A 12,964-nucleotide genomic window follows, 5' to 3' on the forward strand; every position below is an offset into this window, starting at 1 on the left:
GGGTAGGACAGACGGCTTATTTCTTTTCAGCCGGTTTGTTGTTACTGTCGTCACACGCGGTTACTTCTGTTGCAGAGTAGCCGATTTTTGCAAATCCTTTCTGTATGGCTTCAACCGAGGTCTTTTCGGGGTTATAGTCCACCTTTACAGTCTGGCCGGAGAGTGAGGTGTCGATGGATTTGACACCCTTTTCAAAACGCAGATTGGATTTGATCTTTTTCTCGCAGTTTTCACATGACATTTTGGGCATTACGGTGAATACTGCGGTAGCCTGATTGGGTTTCTTCGCGCTTGCACCCACACAGAGGGTCATGAGTAGGAGAGCGATGCTAAGGAGACGTTTCATATCAATTTGTAGTTTAGTGTTTATGGTTAAAGCTTAGAGATATTTTGTGAAGTTGTAGCGGAGACCGGCGTAGATCATCGCGCCGTGGATAGGGGTGTGGACCATTGTCGCATCGAAGTCTGGTCCCCACGGATCTGATGCCGATATGATGGGGTGTTTCTGTCGGTAGCCCGTCAGATTCTCGCCGCCGATGTAGATGCTCCAGTGACGGAAGTTGCGCGTAAGCTGTGCGTTGAGTTGTGCGTATGGATGGTAGCGTTCGCTCCACGACAATGCCCCGTCAGCCGTGCGGTATGGATCGGGATTGCGGCCACTGCCGTTGATGGCACAGGTGATGTCGAGTTGCCACAGTCCCATATCGGGTGTGTAGCCAAGCGTGATGAGACCTTTGTTGCGCGATGTCAGAGGCTTATGGCGCATTCCGTCACCGTAGTTTGCTTTAACGTCGGTCAGACGGTAGGCAGCTGTCAGGTTTAGATCGGAAAGAATGTTGTAACTCGCCTCGACCTGAAATGTGTGTGAATATGAGCGACCACCGAGATTTCCGATGATGGCTGCATGAGGATCTGCGTCAAGGTTGAGCAGGAGTTGGTTGGCGAAGCGGGTGTAATAATACTCCGCTGACAATCCGAGTGATTTCCCCCACAGGCGCAGTGATGAGGTCACGCCTGTGCCGAAATTCCACGCGCTTTCCTGCTTGAGATCTTTTTCGATAACGAGCCGGCGTGATGATGCAAGGAGGTAATGATACTCGGCAAGCGGATGAGGCGAATGGTAGCCTCGTCCGGCTGACAATTGCACTGACAGTGGATCCATGATGTTGTAGCGGACATGGAGACGCGGCGTGAACATCATACCGTAAAGCGAACTGTGGTCGAGTCTCACACCGCCCATAGCTATGAGACGGTTGTCAATGTTGAGAGTGTATTGACCGTAACCGCCGTATGTCATTTCATGGCTGTCAATATCATTGACGGGAGCGGAGAGATCGTTGACCGCGCGCAGATGCTGACGGTAATTGTCATAGACCATGCTGAGTCCTGCCGAGAGGGCATGAAGATCATTCCATTTGCGCTCGAACATGGCTGAGACATAGGCTTCCCGCTGGATCACATCGTAGAGCTTGCGTCCGTAATCCGAATTCTGATCATGAAAGCTCATAGAAGCGATCATGGCTACATTTCCGTCGTTGTCACGATCAAAAATGTAGGCATTTTTCGTGAAGGCTTCTACACGGCGGGTGTCGATATTTATGATGTAGGGATCTGAATAATGCTGACCGTGGGCTATCTGTCCGCTTTTCCTATGCTCATCAAGATATTTGACAGCTGCCTGAAAGACATAGTTTCGACCGAGGTAAGCCCAGCGGTTCATCCCGGCAAACTGGCGGATACGCGGAGCGTCGGCAAAGCCGTCGTCATTTTCATCATGAGATTTGAAAGAGTTCTCGCCATGAAGCAGGATCGCGGTGCTCCATTTGTCGCCGAGATGGATATTGCCGTCGAAATTTCCTTCGACCTTACCGAGATGGTCAGCATAGAGGTTGGCCGAGAGACTCGGATCAAGCTGAGGTTTCTTCATCTCGACGTTGATCTGTCCGGTGATGGATTCATAGCCGTTTTTTACCGAACTCGCGCCCTTGGACACCTGAATGGACTGCATCCACGGACCGGCTATGTAGCCGAGGCCGAATGGACCGGCAGCCCCTCGGAAGTTCGGAATGTTTTCTGTAAGCATCTGCACATAGCTTCCTGAAAGTCCGAGAAGTTTTATCTGACGCGCTCCGGTGGCTGCATCGCTGTAGCTGACATCGACTGACGGGTTTGTTGTAAAACTTTCTCCAAGGTTACAGCAGGCCGCGCGTTTTAGATCCGACGCGGAGATGACTTCAGTGTTGAGAGAAGTCCCGCGCAGTTTACCGAGCGTACGGCGTTCGGTGACGACGACTTCCTGAAGATCGGTCGTCAGGGAGTCGGGCACTTCCGGTGATGGGTTCTGTGCCAAGGCTGAAATTCCGCATGTCAGTGCGAGGAGGAGCGTGTGAAGTCTATCTGTGTTTGGTTTCATCAGTTTCTGTGTCAATGCTTTCAAATCCACCGCGAAGTTACGAAATTTCCGTGATAAAATTAATGTTTATGGAGTGACGGATAGCATGGAGCTAAGGAGAAAGAATAAGAGCGATGCGGTTACGTCACTATACATGGTGACTTGACCGACATCGCTCGGATTATTAAGAGTTACTTGACAATAAATGTTTTGGATCAGCGGATCTCTATGTCGAGAGGTTGCGCCACCGTCCATTTGGTATTTATGGTCACTGTGGCTGTTGCGGGATCATATTTCCATACTCCTTTCGAAAGCTTCCTGCCATCAACAGTGATTTCATTGGGACGGACATCGAGAAGGTGGATCTTGAAGGTCATTGTCTTGACGGCAGGTGCACCGGGATAAGTCCCCTCAGAGCTGACATGAATGTTGATACCCTCGACTGATGCCTCACCTCGGAACGTTATGAGTGAGTAAGCTTTGTCAGCGAGTGATGAGGTTGATTGGCGGTCATCTTCATACATCACGTATTCCGATTGGCCGAGGTAGGGATAATAGTTGACTGTGTAGCGGTCTGTGCGGTAGTCGCCAGTCGATTCCATGTCATAATCAGCTTGCGGGAGGAATGCTCCGGCACGTACGAAAAGCGGAAGTACGGAGAGCGGTGCAGGATAGGTGATAGTGTCTCCACCATGATAGAACTTGGCCGGATTGTTGTAATCCACCCAAAGACCGTCGGGAAAAATGATCTGACGCTCTGTCGTGGCAGGTGTAAGCACCGGAGCTACGAGGAGGTCGCGTCCCCAGAGGTATTCGTCAGTTATATCGTCATACTTCCCGCTTCCGGTCGCATAGAAGTTAAGAGGACGGACGAGTGGCTGACCCTGCGAGGCGTTTTCGTAGGCCAGAGTGTAGTTATATGGTAGCCAGCGGTAGCGTTCCTTAATGAGCGGAAGGATTATATCCTGTTGATCAGGATATTTGTAGGGTTCGGCTGTGGCCTGCGCGTGGGTGCGGAGAATAGGGGAGAAGAGTCCGAGCTGAAGCCAGCGCACATAGAGTTCCGGATCGTAGGGGTGGTTCTCATCAATAGCAAATCCGCCTACGTCGTGGCTCATATAGCCGAGACCGCTGAGGCCAGAGTTGAGCATTATGGTGATCTGCGGCTGCAGTCCTCCCCACGAACGCGACACGTCTGTTGACCACGGAAAGACACTGTAACGCTGGAGACCGGTAGTACCGCCGCGCATCATTGTCATGAGACGTGTGTCGGGGAAATCGGATTTGAACATGTCATATATGACCTGACTCCAGTCGTTGCCATACTGGTTGTGATATTCACGCGTGGTGAGACCATTGGCATGCAGGCCGGTCTCAGGATGAACTTCGGGTTCGCCGAGGTCGCCCCACCAACCGCCTACACCTTCTTGGGTCAGCGTGCGGTAGCGGTCAGCAAGCCATTTGCGTGTTTCGGGGTTGGCCATGTCAAACATACCTCCTTCTCCCACCCAGATGGTCACTTCCTGCGGATTGCCGGTCGAGTCCTTGAGGAGGAGACCTTTCGAGGCGAGTTCGTTGTAGTTTGCAAGACCGTTGGAGTTACGGAGGATGTAAGGTTGGGAGATGATTACTGTGTTGACACCCTTCTTCTTCAGGTCGGCAAGCATTTTCTTATGGTCAGGCCACTGGACGGGATCCCATTCGAGGCGTCCCATATCTTGTTCCTTGCCATACCAGTAAAGGTCGAGGACTATGCCATCTACAGGATAGCCTGCACGGCGGAGGGTGTCAACCACGCCTGTTGTCTCGTCCTGAGTGCGGTAACCGTATTTCGATGTTATGTAGCCCAAGGACCAGAATGGAGGAAGATCCTGACGGCCTGTGAGGGCAGAGAGTTGGCGTGTGGCGTCGGCAAGCGTTCCCGCGCCGTTTATGAAGTAATAGGAGATCGGAGTGCGCGATTCAGACGTATAGACTATGGGATTTGACATCACCATGCGGGCTGCGGCGTAGTCATCGAATACGACGGAGTAGCCGTTGGACGAAATGAAGAGTGGCATGGTGATATTCATTTGATTTATTCGTGGATCACCGGCGGTGTAGCCGTAGTTCTGACGGTTGTACATAACAAGGGTGTCACCGGCGAGATTGAAACTGTGACCTCTCTCGCCAGCTCCGTAAAACGATCCTGTGCCCATTGTCGAGAGTGAGATCGTGGGTTGTCCATCCGCATCTGTGCGGAGGCCGGGATCGCTCACCGCTTTGTTTGCACCGGCGTTGATATCGACTGCACCGCTTACGCTATCCACACGCACAACTATGCCGCTACCGGTGGTCATGAGGGCTATTCGGGGTGAGGTGCTTATGGTTGCTTTGGCCGTTGATCCGGTGAGTACGGAAGCCGCTGACGGCTTGATCTCCTCGCCGGGGAGACAGTTTGTAACTTTGATGATATTGTCGGTGACGGGGACAACTGTCACCTGTCGGCCTGAAGGTGTCGTAAGTTCAATACGTGCCGAAGATGTCTGGGCCGAGGCATGCGGGGTGAATAGTTGGGAGGCAAAGATCAACGCCAACGTTCCCGTCAATTTGGCAGAACCGATGATTTTCATATCTGATTGGAAGTGTAAGTTTGAATTTTAGAAATGTAGGATTCCCTGATAAATTTTTACGCTTCACAAAGTTAGTGAAATTTCTGATAAACAACAAACGGTTAGGCGTCCTCGGATAATTCCATCGTGGCAAAGATACCTGCAAAGATGGCCGTCCCACTGCTGATTTAAAGATTAGGGTATTGTCGAAAAAGCAAATCGGCTTCGCAATTCAAATTTGATGCGAAGCCGATAATAATTTATTGAAAACGATAAGACATCAAGACTTATTTGCCGAATATACCACCTAACATGCCACCGGCCTTACTTTTAAGACCGTCAATGACGTTGTCCTTGACGCTGTCGATATTGAGATTGCCTACACTGCTGAGCAGACCGTCTGCATGAAGCTTTGAAATGATATCGGGCAAGGAAATATTTTTAAGGTCGAGACCTTGAAGAACGCTTGTGACTTTAGAGATATCGAATGAGTCACCGAATTTTTCCTTGAGTTGGGCGAGGATTTCTTGGATGTCCATGTTTGCTGGGGATTTGAGTTATCGATTAGAGTTTTTTATTTAAACGTCCGGGTGATTGGAATAGTTTAAACTACGATAACATTTATTCGCTCAAACAGATGGCTGGAACTGTGAGTTGACTTTAGCGTTTCAAGCCTCCGATGATTGGACATCTGATCCAAACCGATCCAATTTACGGCATGTCCATTTCCAAGCTCTATAATAAACATAAAGAGTGATGGCCGATAATAATATCAGGGTATAGGATGAAGCTAAACCGTTATCACGAAGGATTCGGTTTACGATAACAATGATTACACTGAAAATCCCGATAAAAATGAGAAATCCGATAATGAATTTCCACTTTGCCAACTTACTTTTATTATTGATCATGCCAGTTAAGTCTTGATTTTAATGAGAAGATTAATTTTCAGTAAAGTTAATCTATTTGTCAGATTCACGCAAACATTGTGGATTGAATAAGGGAATGTTTCTACCTCATAAAAAATCCCGGTTGCCAGTCTGGCAGACGGCAATCGGGAGTGAGTTAATTAGAAAATAAGTTCTGATCAGTTCTGGCCGTAATATGCGCCCGGACCGTGCTTGCGGTTGTAGTGCTTCTCGATGAGGAGGGGATTCATCGTGAGGTTGGGATTGACCCCGTATGCAATGTAGGCCATTTTAGCTACCTGTTCGAGCACCACTGCGTTGTGAACGGCATCGGCAGGACTTTTGCCCCAAGTGAAAGGACCGTGGTTCTTCACGAGCACTCCGGGAGTGTGCATGGGGTTCATGCCCTCGAAACGCTTGATGATGACGTTTCCGGTCTCAAGTTCGTAGTCACCCATCACTTCAGCTTCGGTCATGTCTGGGGTGCAGGGGATGGCGTGATGGTAATAATCAGCGTGGGTAGTTCCGATATTGGGAAGGTCGATACCTGCCTGAGCCCAAGCTGTAGCGTAGGTTGAGTGAGTGTGGACCACACCGCCGATCTCAGGGAAAGCGCGGTAGAGCGCGAGATGGGTAGGAGTGTCGGATGAGGGACGGAGATTACCCTCTACGATGTTGCCGTCAAGGTCAACCACAACCATATCCTCAGCCTTCATATTGTCGTAATCTACACCGCTGGGTTTGATGACCACGAGACGGGTTTCAGGATCGATACCTGATACGTTGCCCCATGTGTAGATGACGAGGCCGTGTTTCACGAGATCAAGATTGGCCCGGAACACTTTTTCTTTAAGTTCTTCAAGCATTGTCAGTAATATATTTTTTGTTAGTTGGAAGATCGGGATGTTCTATCAAGTGCTGCAGAAGGAATCTCGCAACCACTCTCAGCAAAGTCCGTCCCAAAAATAGTCATAATTGCGGAGATATGCAAAAATAAGCTAAGAGAGAAATCAGTCTATTGGAAATAATGGGATAATTTACTACCTTTGTAAGTTATGAATTTCCAGTTATCTTCACAATATAAACCGACGGGTGATCAGCCACAGGCCATTGAGCAACTTGTGGCTGGAATCAAGGCCGGGGAGAAGGCGCAGACCCTCCTCGGTGTGACCGGTTCGGGCAAGACGTTCACGATGGCTAACGTCATAGCACAGATTGAAAAACCCACACTAATCCTAAGCCATAACAAGACCCTCGCGGCGCAGCTCTACAGCGAGTTCAAGGGATTTTTCCCTAACAACTCGGTGCAATATTTCGTGTCATATTACGACTATTATCAACCGGAAGCCTATATCCCGACGGTCGATAAGTATATCGAAAAGGATCTCATGATCAATGACGAGATCGAGAAACTGCGTCTCGCCACTGTATCCGCGCTGCTTTCGGGCAGGAAGGATGTTGTGGTGGTTTCATCCGTCTCGTGTCTCTACGGTATGGGTAATCCGGAGGATTTCGACAGTAATGTCGTGACAGTGAAAGTAGGGCAGAAGATAACGCGCAATAAGTTTTTGCGCTCGCTCGTGGGGTCGCTGTATTCGCGCAACGAAATGGAACTCTCGCGTGGAACTTTCCGCGTGAAGGGTGACACCGTTGATATACGCCTCGCATACGAGGAAATCATAGTCCGTGTGACTTTCTGGGGTGACGAGATCGAGTCGATCAAGACCATCCATCCTTCCGACAATACGTCGCTTGGCTCACACGATGTCTTTCAGATCTATCCTGCCAACCTTTTCGTGACTTCCCCTGAACGCATGGGGTCGGCCATCGGACAGATTGAGCTTGATCTGGGTGAACAGTACAACTATTTCATGCACGAGGCAAAGGAACTTGAGGCGAAACGCCTGCTTGAGCGTGTGACCTACGATGTCGAGATGCTTCGTGAGGTAGGCCATTGTTCGGGTATCGAGAACTACAGCCGTTATTTCGACGGGCGTCAGCCGGGAATGCGGCCTTTCTGCCTGCTCGATTATTTCCCGAAGGACTTCCTGACCATAATCGACGAGAGCCATGTGACTCTGCCGCAGTGCAGGGCGATGTATGGCGGTGACCTTTCACGAAAGATGAATCTCGTGGAGTATGGTTTCCGTCTCCCGGCCGCACTCGACAACCGTCCGCTTAAATTCGAGGAGTTCGAACGGCTCACACCGCAGGTGCTTTACGTGAGTGCCACTCCTGCTGACTACGAGCTTGAAAAGTGTGAGGGTGTGGTGGTCGAGCAGATCATCCGTCCCACCGGCCTTCTCGATCCGGTTATAGAAGTTCGCCCGTCGTTGAATCAGATCGACGACCTTTTGCATGAGATCAACGAACGCATAGAGCGTGATGAACGCGTGCTTGTCACGACTCTCACCAAACGTATGGCCGAGGAGCTCAACGACTATCTCACACGTCTGCGCATAAAGACTGCCTATATCCACAGCGATGTCGATACGCTTGACCGAATAAAGATTCTCGACGGTCTGCGGGCGGGCGAGTTTGATGTGCTTGTGGGTGTCAATCTTCTCCGTGAAGGTCTTGACCTACCGGAAGTGTCGCTCGTGGCTATCCTCGATGCCGACAAGGAAGGCTTCCTGCGCAGTCACCGTTCGCTGACTCAGACCGTAGGACGTGCGGCGCGAAATCTTAACGGTACTGTCATCATGTATGCCGACAAGATCACCGATTCCATGCAGCAGACCATCGATGAGACGGCACGTCGCCGTGCGGTGCAACTTGCCTACAATGAGGAGCACGGAATCACGCCTCAGGCTATCATCAAGGCGCGCAATTCTATAATAGGGCTTGAGACTGATGACGAGACTGCTGACAACCTCAAGGCAGCACGTTCGCGTGCATCCGCTTCGGCATCGACAAAGCAGCAGAAGACCGGCCGCTCGAAAGCTCCGGTACCCTACGCGGAGGAATACAGCACAAAGGTCAATCTTGCCGCTGATCCTGTCATGCCGTATCTGTCGGCCGAGGCGTTGCAGAAACTTATCACCAAGCGCAGACTGGAGATGGTCGATGCGGCCAAGCGTATGGACTTTATCGAGGCTGCGAGGCTGCGTGATGAGGTCTTGGCTATGGAGGAGCATCTGGCAAACATGCCTGCTGAAAGTAACGCCACTGAAACGAAGAGTGAATAAGCGCAAATCTGATCTGACTGTCCGAACGGACTTTTTATCCCTTTCCGACAAAAAACTATGAAGCAAGTCAAAAGAACACAAGATAAATCCGAGACACCGAAAATAAATGGCAAACAGCAGCCACAGACGGCTATCCGTCTGCCATATCCTCCGATTGACCGCTATCTCCCGACGAGCGTGAAGGAGATGAAAGCTTTGGGCTGGGATCACGTGGATGTGGTGCTGTTCACGGGTGATGCATACGTGGATCATCCCTCTTTCGGTGTGGCTGTCCTCGGACGGGTGCTTCAGGCTGCGGGCTATAATGTGGCCATAGTGCCACAGCCAAACTGGCAGGATGATCTGCGTGATTTCAAGAAATTCGGTGCTCCGCGATTGTTTTTCGGCGTTTCGGCCGGAGCGATGGATTCGATGGTCAATCATTACACCGCCGCACGCCGCCGGCGTAGTGATGATGCCTACACACCCGGAGGTCGTCATGGTGCGCGCCCCGATTATCCGACCGTAGTTTATTCGAAAATACTTAAAGAGCTTTTTCCTGACACTCCGGTCATCGCTGGCGGTATCGAAGCCTCCATGCGCCGTCTGAGTCATTATGACTATTGGCAGGACAGGCTGCGCCCTTCGCTGCTCGCCGATTGCGAAGCGGATCTGATCAGTTATGGTATGGGTGAGAAAACCATCCTTGAGATCGCACGGCGTCTCGACGACGGCGAGACTATCGGCTCGATGGTAGATCTTCCCCAGACTGTGGTTCGTGTGTCTGATGCTGATGCGGTTCCGGCCGAGGGTGACATAGTCCTCCATCCGTATTCAGATTGTCGGCGTGACAAGCGTCTTCAAGCCGAAAATTTCAAGCATATCGAGCAGCAGAGCAATGCGATGCACGGACGCACGCTGTGGCAACGTCACGATGATTTCTGGGTCAAGGTCAATCCGATGTATCCTCCGATGACCACCGGTGAGATAGATGCTTCGTTTGATCTCCCATACACGCGTATGCCGCATCCGCGTTACAAGGATAAGCGTATCCCAGCCTACGATATGATCCGCCATTCGGTCAATATTCACCGTGGATGTTTCGGCGGGTGCTCATTCTGTACAATTTCCGCACATCAGGGAAAATTCATAGCTTCACGAAGCAAGGAATCTGTGCTGCGTGAAGTGCGTCAGGTCACGCAGATGCCTGATTTCAAGGGCTATCTGAGTGATGTAGGCGGTCCGAGTGCGAACATGTATCGTATGGGGGGAAAGAATCTTGCTGTCTGTGAAAAGTGTCTCCGTCCCTCCTGTCTCCATCCCAAGGTCTGTCCAAATCTCAACACTGACCACCGTCCGCTGCTGGATCTCTATCATGCTGTGGATGCCATTCAGGGAGTGAAAAAATCATTCATAGGCAGCGGTGTGCGCTATGACCTTTCGATGCATCCTACCGGTGACGGAAAGATTGATGCGGCCAATCGCCGATATAACGAGGAGCTGATCACATCCCATGTTTCCGGCCGTCTGAAAGTTGCCCCCGAACACACATCGGATACCGTGTTGAACATGATGCGCAAGCCTTCATTCCAGCTTTATCACGAGTTCAGCCGATTCTTCGATACCGTCAATTCACGTCACGGACTCAAGCAGCAGTTGATACCTTATTTCATATCTTCTCATCCGGCGTGTCGGGAGGTAGATATGGCTGAACTTGCAGCCGAGACCAAGGAACTGAATCTGCATCTCGAACAGGTGCAGGATTTCACGCCTACGCCAATGACACTATCGACGGAAATATATTATACGGGCTATCATCCATATACCGGCGAAAAGGTTTTCACGGCCACTACTCCGGAGGAGAAACTGGCACAGCGGAAATATTTCTTCTGGTATGACCGTGCCTACCGTCCCGACATCACCCGTTCACTCCAGCGCATGAACCGTCCCGACTTGCTTAAAAAACTCTTCCCGGCTCAAGCTGCCTATCCTTATCGAGGAGCGAAAAATGAGAAATATAGGAGATAAATGTCATGAATACGAGGATCAATTGACTATTTCATGTAGTCTGTAGAGTTTGATGAGGTTGGATTCTTTGATCCTGAATCCACTGCCGTGGTCATGAGGCTTACCCATATTCTTCCCACTCCCGTAAGTTCCCATGCGGATATCGTAGCGGATCTCGCCTGCATCGACCATCATTGACAAGTGAAGACTTCTCTCACATTTTTGTCTTTATCCGTCATATTCGATGAGTGTTTGTATAAGTTTTTCTGAATCCAGAGTTTGATTCTCCTCGGTAAAGATATAATCCAATTTAACATTAAAGTAACTGGCTATGGCATAGAGTTGCTTGAGCGTATATTTATGTTGAAATTTAGGACTTTCAATGTTGCCGATCAGTCCGCTACTGATATCAAGGATATTGGCAAGACTCATCTGACTGACATTGTTTGCGAGTCTAAGAATCCGGATTCGGTTGATTATTTCTATCTGACATTCAGATTTTTGCATCGTTCACTTATTTTGTGAGTAAATTTATCTAAATTTTTGACCTATAGGCCAAAAATTACCGTTATCTTTCCGACATCTGAGGTTTGCGGAAAGGTAACGGTAAGATTTTCCTGAATTAATTGGTTACTCTGCTGCGAGGCGGAAGATGGCTTCGGTTGCTTTGGCATCGAGGGGGAGATAACCGCCGATTTGCGGACCTTTGTTCTCATGGAGTTTGGTCACGAGGCGGGTTATGTCGGGGTTCTCAATTCCAAGTTCCTTCATTGTGATGGGGAGACCGATTGAGTGGAAGAAACTGCGCAGTCGAGCTATGCCTTCAGTGGCAGCTTTCGTGTCGTCAGATTCGGTAACGTCAAAGACTCTACGTGCGAACTGTGCGACCTTTGCGGGGAGGATTGTAGTGACGTAAGTCATCCATGCAGGGGTGATCACGGCAAGTCCTGCTCCGTGTGTCACGTCGTAAAGTGCGCTCAGTTCGTGCTCGATGAAATGTGATGCCCAATCTTCTTGACGTCCGCAACCACAGATACCGTTGTGGGCAAGAGTGCCGCTCCACATTATGTTTGCGCGAGCATCGTAATTCTGCGGATCGGACATTACTTTCGGGGCTTCTTCGATGATTGCTTTAAGCAAGCCCTCACACAGACGGTCAGTGACCTCTACCTGCTCCGTCGGGGAGAAATATCGCTCCATGATATGGACCATCATGTCGGCTATTCCGCTTGCGGTCTGATATGGCGGAAGTGTGAATGTGAGTTCCGGATTCAGACATGCGAATTTCGGACGGAGTGCTGTGTCGGTGCGAAGCGAGAGTTTGCGGAGTCCATCAAGACGCGTGATTACGGAATTTCCACTTCCTTCGCTTCCGGCAGCAGGTATGGTGAGAATGACACCTAAAGGAAGAGCTTCGTTGACGGTTGCCTTACCGCAATAGAAATCCCAGAAGTCACCGGCGTAGGGAATACCTCCGGCAATGGCTTTGGCTGTGTCAATCACAGATCCGCCACCGACGGCAAGCATAGCGTCGATATTTTCGTCACGGCCGAGGGTGATGCCTTCATAGACTTTGTCGTCCGTAGGATTCGGACGTATGCCGCCGAGGCTTACGTGAGATATACCGGCTGCGTCAAGGGATTTTTTCACGCGGTCGAGCAGACCGCTGCGAATGGCCGACTGACCTCCATAGACAATCATGATTTTCTTCCATCCGGCAGCTGCGGCCAGTTCAGCAGCTTTTTCTTCAGCTCCGTGGCCGAACACATAGCGGGTGGGGGTGCAGAATGTAAAATTATTCATGAGTAATTTTCAGATTATTCTAAGCTAATAAAAGGATTACTTAAAACAGATAACCTTGCAGGAATTGCTCCCTGCAAGGTTATCAATGCTGATTTG

9 protein-coding genes are annotated in these 12,964 nt (G+C 50.1%); 2 read left to right on the forward strand and 7 right to left on the reverse strand.

The window, feature by feature from the left end; all coding sequences use genetic code 11:
• Positions 1-16: 16 nt before the first annotated feature.
• From K2G41_RS06095 to K2G41_RS06115, 5 genes are all read right to left on the reverse strand, one after another.
• Positions 17-346 carry a heavy metal-associated domain-containing protein gene (locus tag K2G41_RS06095; RefSeq protein ID WP_300116449.1) on the reverse strand — a complete coding sequence of 110 codons (330 nt, stop codon included), beginning with the start codon at positions 344-346 and terminating at the stop codon, positions 17-19.
• 33 nt (positions 347-379) lie between these two features.
• Positions 380-2,413: a TonB-dependent receptor gene (locus K2G41_RS06100; RefSeq protein ID WP_300116451.1), complete on the reverse strand. Its 2,034-nt coding sequence runs from the start codon at positions 2,411-2,413 to the stop codon at positions 380-382.
• A gap of 194 nt (positions 2,414-2,607) precedes the next feature.
• Positions 2,608-5,004, reverse strand: coding sequence for a TIM-barrel domain-containing protein (locus K2G41_RS06105; RefSeq protein WP_300116453.1), 2,397 nt, complete (start codon positions 5,002-5,004; stop codon positions 2,608-2,610).
• 266 nt (positions 5,005-5,270) lie between these two features.
• Positions 5,271-5,522, reverse strand: a complete 252-nt coding sequence (locus K2G41_RS06110) for a hypothetical protein (RefSeq protein ID WP_300116455.1) — start codon at positions 5,520-5,522, stop codon at positions 5,271-5,273.
• 548 nt (positions 5,523-6,070) lie between these two features.
• Positions 6,071-6,757 carry an L-ribulose-5-phosphate 4-epimerase gene (locus K2G41_RS06115; RefSeq protein ID WP_300116456.1) on the reverse strand — a complete coding sequence of 229 codons (687 nt, stop codon included), beginning with the start codon at positions 6,755-6,757 and terminating at the stop codon, positions 6,071-6,073.
• A 189-nt stretch (positions 6,758-6,946) separates the two neighbouring features.
• On the opposite strand from K2G41_RS06115, the gene uvrB reads away from it, so the two are divergent.
• Together uvrB and K2G41_RS06125 are read left to right on the forward strand one after the other, a co-directional pair.
• Positions 6,947-9,079: an excinuclease ABC subunit UvrB gene (gene uvrB, locus K2G41_RS06120; protein ID WP_300116458.1), complete on the forward strand. Its 2,133-nt coding sequence runs from the start codon at positions 6,947-6,949 to the stop codon at positions 9,077-9,079.
• Between the two features lie 57 nt (positions 9,080-9,136).
• Positions 9,137-11,086 carry a YgiQ family radical SAM protein gene (locus K2G41_RS06125; RefSeq protein WP_300116460.1) on the forward strand — a complete coding sequence of 650 codons (1,950 nt, stop codon included), beginning with the start codon at positions 9,137-9,139 and terminating at the stop codon, positions 11,084-11,086.
• An 18-nt stretch (positions 11,087-11,104) separates the two neighbouring features.
• Here K2G41_RS06125 and K2G41_RS06130 read toward each other — a convergent pair whose 3' ends face one another.
• Both K2G41_RS06130 and K2G41_RS06140 read right to left on the reverse strand, forming a co-directional pair.
• Positions 11,105-11,260 (reverse strand): MvaI/BcnI family restriction endonuclease, encoded by a 156-nt coding sequence (locus K2G41_RS06130; RefSeq protein ID WP_300116462.1) that lies wholly within the window; start codon positions 11,258-11,260, stop codon positions 11,105-11,107.
• Positions 11,261-11,695: 435 nt separating this feature from the next.
• Positions 11,696-12,868: an iron-containing alcohol dehydrogenase gene (locus K2G41_RS06140; protein ID WP_300116466.1), complete on the reverse strand. Its 1,173-nt coding sequence runs from the start codon at positions 12,866-12,868 to the stop codon at positions 11,696-11,698.
• Positions 12,869-12,964 lie beyond the last annotated feature (96 nt).

It is taken from the genome of Duncaniella sp. (genome assembly GCF_029056165.1).
Lineage (GTDB): Bacteria > Bacteroidota > Bacteroidia > Bacteroidales > Muribaculaceae > Duncaniella.